This window comes from Mycobacterium sp. NS-7484 (genome assembly GCF_001953975.1).
Lineage (GTDB): Bacteria > Actinomycetota > Actinomycetes > Mycobacteriales > Mycobacteriaceae > Mycobacterium.
In genome coordinates this window covers 17,291-32,745 of record NZ_MBEJ01000085.1, presented here as the reverse complement: position 1 = coordinate 32,745, position 15,455 = coordinate 17,291, and the positions used below count along the sequence as shown (strand labels likewise).

General features: G+C 67.9%; 14 protein-coding genes. 5 read left to right on the top strand and 9 right to left on the bottom strand.

Annotated features, from left to right (window positions below; translation table 11 throughout):
- Positions 1 to 184: 184 nt before the first annotated feature.
- The 8 genes from A5733_RS15335 to A5733_RS15300 form a co-directional block, all read right to left on the bottom strand.
- The gene (locus A5733_RS15335; protein WP_076240719.1) at positions 185 to 1,528 is read right to left on the bottom strand and encodes an esterase family protein; all 1,344 of its coding nucleotides are present in this window, start codon (positions 1,526 to 1,528) and stop codon (positions 185 to 187) included.
- Between the two features lie 89 nt (positions 1,529 to 1,617).
- A complete protein-coding gene (locus tag A5733_RS15330; protein WP_083666218.1) occupies positions 1,618 to 3,588 on the bottom strand; it encodes a CocE/NonD family hydrolase in 1,971 nt (656 codons plus the stop codon).
- 107 nt (positions 3,589 to 3,695) lie between these two features.
- Positions 3,696 to 4,094 carry a heme-binding protein gene (locus A5733_RS15325; RefSeq protein ID WP_067773295.1) on the bottom strand — a complete coding sequence of 133 codons (399 nt, stop codon included), beginning with the start codon at positions 4,092 to 4,094 and terminating at the stop codon, positions 3,696 to 3,698.
- A 346-nt stretch (positions 4,095 to 4,440) separates the two neighbouring features.
- A complete protein-coding gene (locus A5733_RS15320; RefSeq protein ID WP_233152703.1) occupies positions 4,441 to 5,922 on the bottom strand; it encodes an acyl-CoA carboxylase subunit beta in 1,482 nt (493 codons plus the stop codon).
- 59 nt (positions 5,923 to 5,981) lie between these two features.
- Positions 5,982 to 7,226, bottom strand: coding sequence for a lipase LipE (gene lipE / locus A5733_RS15315; protein WP_076240718.1), 1,245 nt, complete (start codon positions 7,224 to 7,226; stop codon positions 5,982 to 5,984).
- A complete protein-coding gene (locus A5733_RS15310) occupies positions 7,223 to 7,708 on the bottom strand; it encodes a peroxynitrite isomerase (protein ID WP_076240717.1) in 486 nt (161 codons plus the stop codon). Before A5733_RS15310 ends, lipE begins: the two co-directional genes overlap by 4 nt.
- A 21-nt stretch (positions 7,709 to 7,729) precedes the next feature.
- The gene (locus A5733_RS15305) at positions 7,730 to 8,365 is read right to left on the bottom strand and encodes an SRPBCC family protein (protein ID WP_076240716.1); all 636 of its coding nucleotides are present in this window, start codon (positions 8,363 to 8,365) and stop codon (positions 7,730 to 7,732) included.
- Positions 8,362 to 8,715 (bottom strand): helix-turn-helix transcriptional regulator, encoded by a 354-nt coding sequence (locus tag A5733_RS15300; protein ID WP_076240715.1) that lies wholly within the window; start codon positions 8,713 to 8,715, stop codon positions 8,362 to 8,364. The genes A5733_RS15305 and A5733_RS15300 overlap by 4 nt, the downstream gene beginning before the upstream one ends.
- A gap of 93 nt (positions 8,716 to 8,808) precedes the next feature.
- Between A5733_RS15300 and A5733_RS15295 the strand changes: the two genes are divergently transcribed.
- The 3 genes from A5733_RS15295 (at position 8,809) to A5733_RS15285 (ending at position 11,515) form a co-directional block, all read left to right on the top strand.
- Entirely contained in the window at positions 8,809 to 9,348 is a 540-nt protein-coding gene (locus tag A5733_RS15295) for a hypothetical protein (protein WP_076240714.1), read from the top strand.
- Between the two features lie 91 nt (positions 9,349 to 9,439).
- Positions 9,440 to 10,831, top strand: a complete 1,392-nt coding sequence (locus tag A5733_RS15290) for a PepSY domain-containing protein (RefSeq protein ID WP_076240713.1) — start codon at positions 9,440 to 9,442, stop codon at positions 10,829 to 10,831.
- 15 nt (positions 10,832 to 10,846) lie between these two features.
- Positions 10,847 to 11,515, top strand: coding sequence for a GNAT family N-acetyltransferase (locus A5733_RS15285; protein WP_076240712.1), 669 nt, complete (start codon positions 10,847 to 10,849; stop codon positions 11,513 to 11,515).
- A 6-nt stretch (positions 11,516 to 11,521) separates the two neighbouring features.
- Here A5733_RS15285 and A5733_RS15280 read toward each other — a convergent pair whose 3' ends face one another.
- Complete coding sequence (locus A5733_RS15280) at positions 11,522 to 12,109, bottom strand: TetR/AcrR family transcriptional regulator (RefSeq protein WP_142254014.1); 588 nt, start codon at positions 12,107 to 12,109, stop codon at positions 11,522 to 11,524.
- 111 nt (positions 12,110 to 12,220) lie between these two features.
- On the opposite strand from A5733_RS15280, the gene A5733_RS15275 reads away from it, so the two are divergent.
- Together A5733_RS15275 and A5733_RS15270 are read left to right on the top strand one after the other, a co-directional pair.
- Complete coding sequence (locus A5733_RS15275) at positions 12,221 to 13,228, top strand: NAD-dependent epimerase/dehydratase family protein (RefSeq protein WP_076240710.1); 1,008 nt, start codon at positions 12,221 to 12,223, stop codon at positions 13,226 to 13,228.
- On the top strand, positions 13,225 to 15,453 hold the full coding sequence (locus tag A5733_RS15270; RefSeq protein WP_076240709.1) for an acyl-CoA dehydrogenase: 2,229 nt from the start codon (positions 13,225 to 13,227) through the stop codon (positions 15,451 to 15,453). Before A5733_RS15275 ends, A5733_RS15270 begins: the two co-directional genes overlap by 4 nt.
- Positions 15,454 to 15,455 lie beyond the last annotated feature (2 nt).

Here is a 15,455-nt window from a genome sequence, read left to right as displayed (position 1 = left end):
CCGAACGCCGACTCAACACCGAAGGCGGCGACGCCCCACCCGCTGTCGATACTGGCGGAGTCAACACCGAAGGCGGCGACGCCCCACCCTTCTAGGCAATCTCAGCCAGGCCGCTCGATGATCGTGGTCTTGGCCATATCGCCGCGGGCACCGCACCTGCGCGAAAGTTGCCTGCTCCGTGGAATTATCGCGGTGCCGCGACAGGCTGGGTTACCGGCGGCAGGCTCAGACCAGGCGCCAGCGCAGCAGGTGCGTTCGCCGCCGCCGGGATTGCCGCGGGGACCGTCGCGGCGGCGGGCACCCGTGCGGCAGGCACCGTCCCGGCAGGCACTCGTGCAGCCGGCAGGGGAGCGACGGGCAAACCGGCCGTCGGAGCCGGTACCCCGGCCACTCCCGGTACCCCGGCCACTCCCGGTACCCCGGCCGCCCCCGGAACAATTGGCGCGCCAGGCACCGCACCCGCTGCAGGTACCCCAGCAACTCCCGGTACTCCAGGCACCCCCGCAGCTCCCGGTACCGCAGGCGCGGCCGGCGCGGGATTCGCCGCGGCAGCAGCCGCTGCCGCGTTCTGGTTGAGCACCCGCAGGAGATCGGGCTTCATCTGCTGCAGCTGCGAACCCCAGTAGTTCCAGTTGTGTGTTCCGTTCGGGGGGAAATTGAACACCGCGTTGCGACCGCCCGCGGCCACATACTTCTGCTGGAACTCCTTGTTGGTGTTGATCGTGATGTTCTCCAGGAACTGCGCGCTGTACAACGTGCCGAAGTTGCCGCCTGGCCCGTCGAGTTCGGAGGGAACGCCATTGCCGCAGTACACCCAGATCGCGGTGTTGTTGGCTACCAAGCGGTTGACGTTGACCATCGGGTCATTACGTCGCCAGGCGGGATCGTTGGAGGTGCCCCACATGTCGGTGGCGTTGTAGCCGCCGGCGTCCTTCATGGCAAAGCCGATCATCGTGGGCCACAAGCCTTGTGAGGGGTTGAGGAAGCCGGACAACGCCCCGGCGAAGATGAACTGGGAGGGATGCCAGATCGCCAGGTTCAGCGCCGCGCCCCCGGACATCGACAATCCGACCACGGCGTTGCCGGTCGGTGCCACGTCGCGCTTGGCGGCCAGATAGGCCGGTAGCTCCTGGGTGAGGAAGGTCTCCCACTTGTACGTGGTGGTGCCGGCACTGCCGGCTGCGGGCCGGTACCAGTCGGTGTAGAAGCTGGACTGCCCACCCACCGGCATGACCACGGAGATACCGGACTGGTAGAACCACTCGAACGCCGCGGTGTTGATGTCCCAGCCGCTGGCGTCATCCTGTGCGCGCAAGCCGTCGAGCAGGTACAGCGCATGCGGTCCGCCGCCCTGGAACTGCACCGTGATGTCACGGCCCATCGAAGCCGACGGCACTTGTAGCCGTTCCACGGGCAGGCCATCGCGGGAATACGCCGCTGCGGTCGGTGTCGACCCGGTGATCCCGACGATCCCGAGCCCGGCAATCACCGTCCCCGCCGTCACCACCGCCGCCGCGCGGCGCGCCATCCGACCGAACAATCTCAGTCTCACACCGGCACGCTAACAACGCCCGCACACTCGACATCAGGGCCGCGCCCGGCGTAACCCCTCCGTTATCAAGGTGATTCGGTTCCGAAGCCGCGCGATTCGTCCGGGCTGAACGCCGCCGGGTCGGCCACCGGGATGAGCAGGCTCGATGGTGACACCCCGCCCTGATGAAGGGTGTACGTGCCACCGGCGAGGGCCGCGCGGGCCGGACGCGTGGGCACCAGATGGGGAAAGTCGTAGGTGGTGAGCGTCAACCGCAGCCGATGCCCCGGCGCGATGAGCGCTGCGGTGGGGAAGATTTCGACGTCATAGCGGGTCAGCTCACCGGGCACCACGGGCTGTGCGGCATCGCGAGTGCTGATGTGATGTGGCCGCAGCACCTGGCCGCCGGAACCATCGGAACCGTCGGGCACATACCACGTCGTCTCCGGGTCCAACGCGCGATGGGAACCCAGCAGGGCCCCCTGCGTCAGTGGCCGGCTGGCTCCGTCGGGTGCGACGTCATCGAGGTGGGCCACCCACAGCGTCTCGGTGGTGTCAGCCGTCGCGTACACGGTCAAGGTGACCGGGCCGGCGATGAGTTTCGCATGGCTGAACTCACTTGTGGTGTAGGTGAGTGCTTCTCGCTGCAGCCGCCGGTTGTCCAGGTCGTAACTGATCCGGCGACCGGTCTGGGAGGCCATGAAGCTGCCCATCCCCAGGCTCCACTGCTCCAGGCTGCGACCGGAGATCGGGCCGCGCACCGTATAACGCAGGGTGGCCTCGGTCTGCTCAGCCGCCGGCTCAGTGCTGAGGTGGCCACCGTCGGCCAAAAAGAGTCGCGTCGGCGTGGTTTCGGGAAACGGATAGTCCTGGGCCTGGAACCAGTCCGCGCTGCCGATGGCCTGGAAGCGGATCGGCGGACCGGTCACCGCGGCGGAGGCGTCGTCCTTGAGCCATCGGTCGAACCACCGCAATTGCAACGCGTGGAGATGCAGACCATCCAGATCCGACACGTGATACCAGGGGCCCATGATCAACTGCACCCGCTCCGACAACGGCTGGCCCGGCTGCATCGGGACGTGCGACGGTCGCCCCGCGTAGGCGTTCTGCAGCGCAACATAGTTCAGCGGGGCGCCGCGCTGGAAAGCGTCGTGCCAGCCTCCGACCAGGAAGACGGCGACCTGGTTGCGCGCGATCTCGGGCAGCACATCCGAGGCCCGCATGGAGTCCCAGAACGGGCCGTCGAAAGCGGTGTCGCCGCCGGCGGCCGCGTCGGCGATCATCGTGCGGAAATACTGGCGCTGGTCCCGTCCGCGCTGGCGGACCGCGGCCAGACCGCCGACCCGGGGACGCTCGTGAGAGCCGCGCTTGGCGAACTCCAGGACCGGGTTGACGACGTTGAGCAACGAATAGACCGCACCATAGGCACGCACCGTGCGCATGTGCGGCACACCGCCCATGGTGACCACGTCGCGGTAGAAATCATTGGCGGCCATCACCGGGAAGATCGCCTTCAACGGCGAATCGGGGCCGACTGCCGCAGCGGTGAGCAACTGGTTGGCCGCCAGGTACGAGATGCCGAACATCCCGACGCGCCCATTCGAATTCGGCAGGCGCGCAGCCCAGTTCACCAGGTCGACCCCATCTTGGACCTGTACGGCGCCCAGCATCTCGAACGATCCGCCGGACGCACCGGTGCCGCGCACGTCGGCCATCACCTCGATGTAGCCGCGCCGGATCAGATAGGGCGTCGCCCCGCCACCGATCTGCGCGGCCGGTGGTGGTGCTTTCTTTCCGTAAGGGGTGATGGACAGCAGGACCGGAAAGGGGCCCGGTGCCGGGGCGCCGGTCTCCGGGATCGTCGGGTAGTGAATGTCGACGCGGAGCACGGTGCCGTCAGAGGTGCGGACTGCGACGTTGTGGTGGATCCCGACGCCGTAGCGGGCCGGTCCCGGCGTCCACTCCGGTTCCAGCGGCGACGGAGTGCGCTTACGGACGCGGGTTGCCGCCCGTCCGGCCACCTTCTTGCCTGTCCGAATCTGCCACCGATTCGCCATCCGTCCTCCTCGACGTGTTGACCTGGCTCCACGGTAATCAGTCCGCTGAATGCCAGCGGCCCGTCGCCACGACCTTCAGTCGCAGCGACGGGCCGGGGACGACGGGATCAGCCGGCCATGAACTCGTTATAAGCCGAGGACAGTTCCGGCGACAGCGCGGTCACATTGCACGCGCGCTGGGTTTCCCCGATGGGCGCCAGGATTCCGCGCAGGTCGTTGTACTCCTGCGGATTGGCGGTGAAGTAACCGCGCAGCGTCGCCGCGGCCTGGGGACGCGGCTGGCTGAACGCGGTGGTGACCGCCTGGTTGGCGCCCGGGTGGCTGTCGAGATACGCGCGCGCCGCGCCGGTGGTGCTGCTTACCGTGCCGGCCACGCCGCTGGCGCTGCAGTCAGGTGCGGCCGCCGCCGTCGGCGCGCCGATCATTGCCGCTGCGACACCGCCGAGCAGGCCCGCGGCACAAGTGCCGACAATGCCACGACGCGCAGTGATACCGGTGAATTTCATGTTCATTTCCTTTGGCATTTGTGATGGGTCGCGATTGGTGATCGCGGTGATCCCCGCCCGAAAACGAAAGTAACCGCAATGCCGACGAGCAAAACATCGGCCGATTGAAACCGATGTGACGGGAGTGGTTTCGTTACGCCGTATGCAGGTGAATTGCGCCTCAATTCCGGCAAATTGCAAACAATGATCTTGAATAGTCTCAGAGACCGACGCGCATTCTTAATTGATCGTGATATTGCGCCACGGGCGTGGTAACCAAATCGTTATCCGGGTACCCCGACAGCTAACTCGAACCACCGCTGCTTGGTCGCCAGATTCTGATCCAGCCGGTGCAGCGAAAGCGTGGTCACCAGGTGTCGATGAACCGCGGAGGGCCTGCCGGCCGTTCGTGCTGAGCGGCCGCGGACAACGTGGCAGCAATCAGCCCTCGGGTTTCCGCGGGATCGACAACGTCGTCGAGTTCGAACATCGACGCAGAGTTGAGCGCCCGCGCATTCTCCTCGGCCGCCGCAGTCGCCGCGCGGACGGCCTGCTCGCGCTCGTCGGGATCGGCAATGGCTTCCAATTCCTTGCGCATACCCAGCCGCACGGCACCTTCCAAGCCCATCGGACCGAGGTGAGCACCCGGCCATGCCACCGTCAGCAACGGTTCGTGGAGGCTGCCTCCGCACATCGCCTGCGCACCCAGGCCATAGCCACGCCGCAGGATCACCGCGAGCAGCGGCACCGTCAGCGCAGCACCGGCCACCAACAACCGGGACCCGCGTCGCACCAGAGCCTCGCCCTCGGCCGCCGGGCCGACCATGTAGCCCGGGCAGTCCACCAGCGACACCACCGGCAGCCCGAACGCGTTGCACAGCTGCAGGAACCGCGCCGCCTTGTCGGACGCGGCCGCCGTGATCGCCCCGGCCATCACCATCGTGTTGTTGGCCAGAACGCCGACCGGCCTGCCGTCGATACGGGCCAGCGCCGTCACCATCTCCGGCGCGAACTTCTCCCGCAGGAAGGTGACCGAGTCCGCATCGGCCAGCGTCTCGATGATCGGGGCAACCGGATACGCGCGTCGCGCGCGTTCGGGAACCATTGTGCGCAGGGTGGTTTGGTCGGCGGCCGGCCCGGGTGCTGCGGGGCCGGTGAAGTAACTGAGCAGCTTCTTGGTGGTCGCGACCGCCTCGGCCTCGTCGGCCACCACCACGTCGACGACGCCGTTGGGCGCCTGTACCGAGATCGGGCCGACGTCATCGGGGGCGACGTCACCGAGTCCGCCGCCAGCGATCATCGCCGGACCGCCCATCCCGATCGAGGTGTCCGCGGTCGCCACGATCAGGTCCGACGCCCCGGCGATGACCGCGTTGCCCGCAAAACACCGACCCTTGACCACTGCGATCCGCGGCACGACGCCGGACAAACCCGCCCACAACGCGAAGGCCCGGACCTCCAGGGAGGACACCGTCGGATAGTCGGTGTCCCCGGGGCGGCCGCCGCCCCCTTCGGCGAAGAACACCGTCGGAAGCTTCATCCGCTCGATGATCTCGAACAGCCGGTCCTTCTTCCGATGGCCCAAGGCGCCCTGGGTGCCGGCCAGCACGGTGTAGTCGTAGGACAGGACGGCACAGGCCACACCGTCGATCCGGGCGGTGCCGGCGATCATGCCGTCCGCCGGGGTGCGTTCGATGAGGTCGTCGAGGCTGCGACGCTGCCGTTGCGCCGCGATGGCGAAGCGCCCGTACTCGACGAACGATCCGTCGTCGACCAGGTCGGCGATGTTCTCCCGCGCGGAGCGGCCGCCGGCGGCGTGGCGCCGGGCCACCGCGTCGGGCCGGCCCATGTCCTGCGTCAGCGCCCGCCGGCGCAGCAGTTCGGCGAGATCGTCACGCACGGGGCCTCCTAGCCGACCGGGATCTCGGCCGCGATCCGGTCCAGCACTGCGGGATAGCGATTCGCCTCGCGGTGCGCACCGGGCTTGCCGCTGCTGACGACGGCTGCCGAGAGGCTGCGCTGCGGGTCGGCCCACACCGCGATGTCGACGAGTCCGGTGTGCCCGAACGCCGACGGAGTGTTGCGTCCGAACGGACCGAACCGCTTGCCGCCCAGCATGTATCCGGTACCCCAACGCATCGGTTTGAGGCCGGTCGCCACGTCCGGGCGCATCCGCCGGCACGGTGTGATGGCGGCCCGCAGCGTCTCCGGCTTCATGATCCGGACCCCGTCGAGTTCCCCGCCCCGGCGCAGGATTTCGGCGAACCGGGACAGTTCGTCGGCGTTGGAGACGGTTGTCGACGACGGGATGACACTGGTGAGGAACAGCGGGGTGTTGCTGAGCGGGATGATGCGGTCCAGCGTCCCACCGACCGCGGCCCGGAACGCCGCGGCGATCGGTGCCGGCAGCGGCTTGCCGGTGACGTGGCTGGGTGCGACCAGGGCGACCTCGTCGGGCTTGACGCCGTAATTGGTCCACCGGAATCCCAGCGGCTCGAGGATCTCGGTGGCCAGGATGTCGCGGATGTTGCGGCCGGTGGCCGCCGAGACGATTTCACGGACCAGCGGACCCCAGGTGAGTCCGTGATAGATGTGCACCAGCCCTGGCCGGTACACGGGTTTGAGCAGGGCCAGCTGTTCGCGGGTGTACTCGCTGTCGTCGACGCGGGTGACGTCGGGACGCGGCCCGGTGTGAATCGGCACCCCGGCGCTGTGGGTGATGACGTGCCGGATGGTGGTGCGGTCCTTGCCGTGGCTGGTGTAGCTGGGCAGGTAGTCGCAGACCCGGTCGTCGAGGGAGAAGTGCCCCTGCTCGACGAGCATGTGCACGACGGTGGTGCTGATGGCCTTGGCTGCCGAGTACACGCAGAACGGGGTCTCGGTGGTGACGGGGATCTTCTCGGCATCCGGCGCGTCGTCGGGGCCATTGCCCCAGCCGTGGCCGATCGCGCGGTTGAGGATCACTTTTCCGTTGCGCCGCAGGCACACCTGGATGGCCGGGTGCATGCCCGCGCCGTACCAGTAACGCACCGAGTCCCAGATCCGCTCGACTGCCTTCGGGTCGATCTCCGAATGGTCCTCGTCGCCGATGTCGGTGACGGAGTCCAGGTCGGAGGGCAGGGCGATCTTGCCGGTCGGGGCTGGTTGGCTCATGTGGTTTTCCTGGTCAGCGTGGCGGAAAGGTGGTGTTGTAGCGGCAGGCCGACCGCGCCCATCTGCAGGTCATACGTCAGCTGGTCGCCGACGACGTGTACCGAACGAGTCAGCGCCACAACGTTTTTGGCTGACGCAGTCAGGCCGATGGTGGTCGCGGCCAGCTCCAGGTCGATGCGTCCGTCGTCGACGCGCACGGTGCCTTCCTGGATTTCGGTGATGCCGGTGGGGTGGGCGAGCACCCATTCGACGCGACCCGGTTCGGGCACCCGCAGATATCCGGTCTCGGCGTGCAGTGGACGACCGTCGTCGCGGGCCTTGGTGCGCTGGCTGTAAGTGAGGAACGGTTTGCCGACGTGACCGAAGGCGATCTCCTCGAAGTACTCGAACGACTCGATCGTCGGATACTCACCCGCTCCGGCGCCGGCCCAGGTACCGAGCAAGGGGGCCAGCACGGTCAGGTTCGGGTGGAGGTCAGGCACAACGACAGGGTACGGCCCGGCTCAGGTGGCGGTGTAGGCCGCGGCGGTGCGATCTGCCGCAGCGCGGGCCTGCGCCGGATCCTCGCCGGCTGCCAGATCGGCCTGGTACCAGAGCTCGCTCGCCGCCGTCATGAAGCCGCGGCCCTCCTCGGTGGCTGCCCAGGTCGCGCCCTCCTCCGGCGTGATGCGGTCGCCACCGCTGAGGTAGCCGGCGAGGCCGAGAAGCCCGGAATCCCAACCGACTCCGACCGCTCCCGGCCCGAACTGCAGCCAGAACTCGTCGTCGTCGGCCACGTGCATGATGTGGTCGAGGGTGAAGGTGGCCCGATCCTCGGATTCGGCTGTGATCGTGACCTCGACCCAGCTGGTGGCGCCCATGGCCTCCCACGTCGTCGTGAACGAGCGCGGGGGATCACAGCTCAGCACCTCGCCGGAGGCATTGCCTTCGAGCTGAAAATGCCCGCCAACCTGCAGGTCGCCGGTGATGGGCAGGAACCAGCGCGGGATCCGTTCGATGCTGGTGCAGGCATCCCACAGGTCGGCAGCGTCGGTGTCGTAGGTCTGGCTGACGCTCACGACGCGGGCTTCGCGGGCCTCGAACATTTTGCGGCCCACACTGCGGCGCACGGCGTTGAGTTGGTGCTGGACGTCGATCATGAGGGGCCCTCCTGGTTCGTGGATCTTCTTCGGTCCCGCTTGCCGCGTGCGATCTCGGTCGCCAGGGCATCCAGGTGCGGTGTCCAATTGCGGCGGAACCGCTCCAGCCACTGGTCGACCTCGCGCAACGGCGCCGTGTCGACGCGGTACAGCCGACGCGTGCCTTCGGCTCGGACGCTGGCGAAACCGTTGTCGCGCAGCACCTTCAGATGTTGTGACACCGCCGGCTGGCTGATTTCGAATTCGGCGCGGACGACCTCGGTGATGGCGCCGGATGACATCTCACCGGCCTCGATGAGCTCCAGGATTCGCCTGCGCACCGGATCGCCGAGGATGTCGAAGGCGTGCACGGAATTAGGCTAAAAGCTGCTGCTTATATAAGTCAAGGTTGAATAACCTGCGGTCCGCGGGCCACCCCCTGGCCTGCCGGTAAAGTCCCGCAGGTGAGCACGCCCGTCGAGGAGGCCGCGCGGTGGCGTGGCGGCCTTGTCGGTGCGTGTTCGGCGCTCACCGCGACGGTTGCCCACACCGCGGCCGGAGGCCCGCCGCCGGCAAGTAGCCCGCTGATCGTGCTGTTGCTGCTGTGCGCGGCACTCGGAGCGGCCGTCGGCGGGCTGAACCCGCAAACCCGCGCCGCCCGCAGCGGTCTGTTGATCGCCGGGCTTGGCGCCGGCCAGTTGCTCGGCCACCTCGCGCTGGCCATGGCCGGCGGGCACCACCACGGCGGGTCGCTGTTCACCCCGCCGATGGTGGCCATGCACGTCGGCGCCGCGGTGGCCCTCGGTCTGCTGATCGGTGCGGCCGAGTACCTCTACGTGATCTGCGCATCGGTGCTGTGCTGGCTGCGCATCTTTGCGACCACCCGAATCCGTGCTTCCGCGCGGCAGCCCCGATGGCGCTCGAAAGTGGTTGTGGCGCGCTCTGTTCTGTTGCGCGCCGGTCTGGGAATGCGGGCGCCGCCGTCGGCATCCGGCATGGGCTGATGGCCCGCACCTTCATCTAATCCGTCGACCCGACGGCTGTTAACGCTTGCGCGCGTGCGCTTCTCACATTCCTTTCACTCGAAGGCTTTTCATGACCACCACACCCGACGGTCAACTGCGCGAAGGATCACCTCCGCCCGTCACCACCCATTCCCTCCGCCCCCTGCTGGTGCGGTTGCACTTCTATGCCGGCGTGTTCGTCGGACCGTTCATCCTGATCGCGGCGGTCACCGGGCTGCTCTATGCGCTGATCCCACAGATCGACACCTTCGTCCACCGCCACGAGCTCACGGTCGAGCATGTCGGCACCCAGCGCCTGCCGTTGGCCGACCAGCTCGCCGCGGCCCGGCACGCTCACCCCGAAGGCACGGTCGAGAGCATCCGGCCGCCCGTCGAGCCCGACGAGACCACCCAGATCCGGCTGGTGCTGGACCCGGCACTCAAGGACGTCCCACCGGACTACTCACGCACCGTGTTCGTCGACCCCTATACGGGTGAGGTGAACGGCGCGCTGACCACCTACGGGCAGTGGATGCCGGTGCGGGCCTGGTTCGACGAGTTGCACCGCAACCTGCATCTCGGCGCGTTCGGCCGCAACTACTCCGAGCTGGCCGCGAGCTGGATGTGGGTGATCGCGTTGGCCGGGCTGGCTTTGTGGATCATGCGGCGCCGCGAGAACCGCACGGTACGCAACCTGCTGCTGCCGGACCGGGCTGCCTCGGGGCGGCGCCGCACGCTGTCCTGGCACGGTGCGGTCGGGGTGTGGATCGTAGCCGTGCTGCTGGCGTTGTCGGTCTCGGGAATTACCTGGTCCCGTCACGCGGGGGAGACGGTCAACGCCATTCAGGCGCAGTTGAACACCACCGCGCCCGCAGTCGACACCGGGCTGGCCACAGGCACGACACCGCATCACGGTCACCGCGGTGGCCCGGCGGATCTGCACGGTGCCGACACGGTCCTACAGGCCGCCGAGCAGGCCGGCCTGCGTGGGCCAATGTGGATGTACCCGCCTTCCGAGGCGGGCCAGGGCTGGAAAGTGGCCGAACGCAAACGGGATTGGCCCACCCGGTACGACGAGATCGCCGTCGACCCGCATTCCGGTGCGGTCACCGACCGGGTGAACTTCGCGCAGTGGCCACTGTTGGCCAAGCTCACCGAGTGGACCATCGAGGCCCACATGGGCCTGCTGTTCGGCGTGGCCAACCAAATCGTGTTGGCGCTGACCATGATCGGTCTGATCACGGTGATCGTCCGTGGTTACCGGATGTGGTGGCAACGCAGGCCCACCCGCGGTTCGGACTGGGCGGTCGGTCGGCCACCGCTGCGTGGGGCGATCCGTCGGCTGCCGGTCTGGGGAATCGTCGTCCTCGTGGTGGTCGCGGCCATCGTCGGATGGGCCCTGCCGCTGTTGGGGCTGAGCTTGCTGGGCTTCCTGGTCGTGGACGTCGCGGTGGCCAGGATCGCACGCACTTCCCGTTGCTGATCTACGCTCGCGGGTATGACCGATCACGATAAAGCCGCGGCCCGGCGCGAAATCGCCGACGCTCTGCTCAATGCCCTCAACCGACGGCACGAGGTCCTCGACGTGATCGTTGAAGCCGACGATCGCCCGGCCGCCGTCAACGCAGTTGCCGGCCTGCTCGGCACCTCACATTTGGCGGCCGAGGCCGTGGTGGGGTTGTCGTTCGCCCAGATCACCAAGGATTCCCGACGCGGCATCGCCGCCGAGCTCGACGACTTGAACAGCCAGCTGAGCTTCACCGTCGCCGAGCGGCCGGCCGCCTCGGGCGAGTCGTTGGAACTGAGGGCGTTCCGCGCCCCCGACGACCGTGACATCTTCGAGGCCAGGACCGCCGACGTGAAATCGTCCGGCGACGGTAGCGGGGCTCCCGCGGCCGATGTGGACGACGAGATCAAGGCGGCGCTGGACCGAGTGTATGCCGAGGAAGCGGCCTGGTTCGTGGCGCTGGAGGGCGACGAGAAGGTCGGCATGGTGTTCGGCGAGCTGACCCACGGTGAGGTCAACGTCCGGATCTGGGTCCGGCCGGAGTTCCGCAAGCGCGGATACGGTACGGCGGCCCTGCGTAAGTGCCGCTCGGAGATGGCGACGTATTTCCCGGCCGTGCCGATGGTGGTGCGGGCACCGGGGGCCCAGCCACCGGCCTGAGCCGTCTCAGTCGCCGGACCGCAGGCTCACGACGATGGCGTGGGCCATGGTCTCGGCACGCTGCCGCGAGTAGTTGCGTCCCTCGGACAGGACGGGATAGACCACGCCGCCGAGCAGGGCGTCGGCCGCTGCCGACGCGAGATCGGCATCGATGTGTTCAGCCAGCAGTCGGGTCCGCACGGAATCGAGCAGTGGTCGGCTGAAACCCTCCCGTAGCCGGGCCGCGGTGTCCTCGTGCTCCAGCGATGCCGCGGTGAGGATGCGCAGCATGGCGTTGCCGCGTTTGGTGGTCAGCGCCGCGGCCAGCGTGCCGGCCCAGGACACCAGGTCGGCGGTGACGTCGTCGGTGTGCGGCATGGTGGCCAGGATCTTGTCGGCGTCCTCCAACAGGACGTCAGCCACCAGGGCCGGCCGGCTCGGCCACCAGCGGTAGATGGTCTGCTTGCCGACCCCGGCCCGCGCCGCGACGGCTTCGATGCTCAACCCGTCGAAACCCCTCTCCAGCAGCAACGCGCGGGTGGCGTCGATGATCGCCACCCGCGACTTCTCGCTGCGCCGCCGCGGTGGCGCAACCTCGTTCGCAGAGCGGGTCATCGGCATGTCCTCGTCGGTCCGGATCTTTACAGGGAAAGCTACCCGCCGTAGTCTCCCACAAGACGAGACGGAGCGTCTCGTAAACGACATGGACGACGAACGCAAGGACGCATGGCAACAAAGAAACTGGTCATCGGGGCCAGCGGGTTCCTCGGTTCACATGTCACCCGGCGGCTCGTCGAACGCGGTGAGGACGTTCGAGTGCTCATCCGCAGCACCAGCTCCACTCGCGGGATCGACGATCTCGACGTGGAGCGGATGTATGGCGACATTTTCGACCCCGAGTCCGTGCGCGCCGCGATGGACGACTGCGACGTGGTGTACTACTGCGTTGTCGACGCGAGGGCCTGGCTCTCCGACTCCGCTCCGCTGTGGCGCACTAATGTCGAAGGGCTGCAAGAGGTTCTCGACGTCGCGGTCGAAGCGGGGCTGCGCAAGTTCGTCTTCACCAGCTCGATCGCGACGATCGGGGTGGCCGAATCCGGCTGTGCCACCGAAAAACTGCCGAACAACTGGCTCGACGTGGGCGGCGACTACGTCCACACCAGGGTGCTGGCCGAACAGATGGTGCTGCGATACGCCCGCCAACACGACCTGCCCGCCGTAGCCATGTGCGTGTCCAACACCTACGGCCCGGGTGATTGGTTGCCGACCCCGCACGGTCGTCTGGTGGCCGCCGCAGTACGCGGAAAGATGCCGTTCTATGTCAAGGGTGCGGCGGCCGAGACGGTCGGTATCGCCGACGCCGCGGAGGCACTGATCCTGGCCGGCGAGAAAGGCCGGGTCGGTGAACGTTACATCGTCTCCGAGCGTTTCTTGACGGCCCAGGAAATCTATCAGACTGCCTGTGCCGCAGTCGGTGTCGAGCCGCCCCGGCGTGGGGTGCCGATTCGCCTGCTGGCCGCCGCCGGCGCGGTGGTCGACCCGTTGGCCCGACTGCGTAAGAAAGAGAATCAGCTCAGCCCGTTGACCGTACGACTGATGCACATCATGTCGCCGATGGATCACGGCAAAGCGGTACGTGAACTCGGTTGGCAACCGCGGCCCGTGGCGGAATCCATCGCCGAAGGCGCACGGTTCTTCGCCTCCGGTCAGTACGCATCGAGGCGGCGCGCATGAGCCACGTATCAATTGCCCTCACACCCGAGCAACAGCAACTGGGTGAGGCCGTCACACGGTTCGCGGCCCGCCACGCCCCGATCGATGCCACCCGGGCCACACTCGGCGACCTGGCGAAAGGCGCCCTGCCGGCGTGGTGGAGTGCCTTGGTGGACAGCGGTTTTCATGCCGTGCACGTGCCGGAGGCCGTCGGTGGACAAGGCGGTGGGCTGGAAGACATGGCCTGCGTGTTGGAGGCCGCCGGTGCGGCCCTATTGCCCGGGCCGCTGCTCACCACGGCGACCGCCGGGGCCGTCCTGGACGCCCGGCAGGGTACCGCGGCCGAGACGTTGCTCAAGGAGATCGCCGCGGGGACACCGGCGGTTGTGGTGTCCGACCAGTGGTCCGACATCCGGGGCCGGCCTGACGGAGAAGGCTGGCGGCTCACCGGGTCGTCCGGTCTGGTCTTGGGGATCTGCTCGGCGCAGCGCGTGGTGGTGCCCTTCACCGATGACACGGGCGTTCTGCGGTGGGCCATGCTGGAACCGGACGCCGCCCAGGTGGAATCGCGTCGCGGAACGGACCTGACGACGGATCTGGGCATCCTGCACCTTCAGGCCCATGCGGTGGCCTCAGCGGCAGTGCTGACCGGGGTGGACGCCGATCGGGTCACGGCGGTGACCGTCGCGCTCACCGCGTCGGTGGCCGCGGGCATCACGCAATGGTGTGTGCACACCGTGACCGAACACCTGCGTACCCGTGAACAATTCGGCAAACCGATCGGCACATTCCAGGCGCTGCAGCACAAGGCGGCGATGCTGCTGGTGAACAGCGCCCTGGCCACGGCAGCGGCCTGGGACGCGGTGCGGGCGCTGAGCGGATCTGACGACGCTGACCAGCACCGGCTCACTGCCTGCTCGGCCGCGGTGATGGCCGTGATGCCGGTTCCGGGCCTGGTTCTCGAGGCGCTCACCATGCTGGGCGCCATCGGCTTCACCTGGGAGCACGATCTGCACTTGTACTGGCGGCGGGCCACAAGTCTGGCCGCCTCGATCGGTCCGTTGTCACGGTGGACCCGGGCACTCGGCGAGCTGTCGGGCACCGCGAGCCGCGACGTGACCGTGAACCTCGGCGACTCTGACGCGGACTTCCGGGCCCGGGTCGCCGAGGTCCTGGATCATGCACGTGGACTGAGCGACAACGGTTTCGGACGGCAGGGCGATTATCCCGAGTTCACTGTAGGGCCGCGGCGCACACTGTTAGCCGACTCCGGACTGATCGCCCCGCACTGGCCGGCGCCGTGGGGTCTTGACGCCGGTGTGCGCCAACAGCTGATCGTAGCCGAGGAGTTCGCGCGGCGCGCCGAGTTGGTCCGGCCGTCGGTGGGCATCGCCGAGTGGATCCTGCCGAGTGTCATTGCCGCCGGATCGGCCGAACTGCAACAACGTTTCGTGCCTGCCACGCTGCGTGGCGAGCTGGCGTGGTGCCAACTGTTCAGCGAACCCGGCGCCGGGTCCGACCTGGCATCGCTGAGCACCAGGGCCGAGCGGGTCGAGGGTGGCTGGCGGATCAACGGACACAAGATCTGGACGTCGCTGGCGCACCGGGCCGATTTCGGCGCACTGCTGGCCCGTACCGACCCGGATGCCGCCAAGCACCGAGGCATCGGCTACTTCATCCTCGACATGCGTTCACCCGGCGTGGAATTCCGTCCGATCACCCAATCCAGTGGGCGGGCCGAGTTCAACGAGGTGTTCCTCACTGACGTGTTCGTGCCCGACGAGATGCTGCTCGGCGACCCGGGGTCGGGCTGGCAGTTGGCGATCAGCACCATGGCGCACGAGCGGGTGGCGATCAGCGGCTACGTCAACATCGACCGGATGGGCGCGCTGCGCGAGCTGGTGGGCACGAGCCCCGATCCCGACCCCATCCGGCACGCCATCGGCGAGATCGACGCATACACCAACGCGCTCAAGGCTTTGGGCGTGCGCGAGACCCTACGGCTGCTCGACGGTCAGCCACCGGGACCGGCGTCGAGCATCGCCAAGGTCGCCACCAACGTGATGCTGCGCCGGGCCGCCGAAGTCACCCTCGGCCTCACCGGGCCGCTCGCGCTGGAACAGGACAGCAGCCCCGCGGTCGTTTCGCCCTATCTCGACCTTCCGGCCGAGTTGATCGGCGGCGGTACCACCGAGATCCAACTCAACATCATCGCCCAGATGATTCTGGGTCTGCCCCGAAAGTGAGG

What these genes read in the sequence shown, in the direction of transcription:
- A5733_RS15330 (WP_083666218.1), bottom strand. Translation starts at nt 3,588, where the DNA reads ATGGCGAATCGGTGGCAGATTCGGACAGGCAAGAAGGTGGCCGGACGG.
- A5733_RS15290 (WP_076240713.1), top strand. Translation starts at nt 9,440, where the DNA reads ATGACCACCACACCCGACGGTCAACTGCGCGAAGGATCACCTCCGCCC.
- A5733_RS15275 (WP_076240710.1), top strand. Translation starts at nt 12,221, where the DNA reads ATGGCAACAAAGAAACTGGTCATCGGGGCCAGCGGGTTCCTCGGTTCA.
- A5733_RS15280 (WP_142254014.1), bottom strand. Translation starts at nt 12,109, where the DNA reads ATGACCCGCTCTGCGAACGAGGTTGCGCCACCGCGGCGGCGCAGCGAG.
- A5733_RS15305 (WP_076240716.1), bottom strand. Translation starts at nt 8,365, where the DNA reads ATGATCGACGTCCAGCACCAACTCAACGCCGTGCGCCGCAGTGTGGGC.
- A5733_RS15335 (WP_076240719.1), bottom strand. Translation starts at nt 1,528, where the DNA reads ATGGCGCGCCGCGCGGCGGCGGTGGTGACGGCGGGGACGGTGATTGCC.
- lipE (WP_076240718.1), bottom strand. Translation starts at nt 7,226, where the DNA reads ATGAGCCAACCAGCCCCGACCGGCAAGATCGCCCTGCCCTCCGACCTG.
- A5733_RS15320 (WP_233152703.1), bottom strand. Translation starts at nt 5,922, where the DNA reads ATGGGCCGGCCCGACGCGGTGGCCCGGCGCCACGCCGCCGGCGGCCGC.
- A5733_RS15270 (WP_076240709.1), top strand. Translation starts at nt 13,225, where the DNA reads ATGAGCCACGTATCAATTGCCCTCACACCCGAGCAACAGCAACTGGGT.
- A5733_RS15325 (WP_067773295.1), bottom strand. Translation starts at nt 4,094, where the DNA reads ATGAAATTCACCGGTATCACTGCGCGTCGTGGCATTGTCGGCACTTGT.
- A5733_RS15285 (WP_076240712.1), top strand. Translation starts at nt 10,847, where the DNA reads ATGACCGATCACGATAAAGCCGCGGCCCGGCGCGAAATCGCCGACGCT.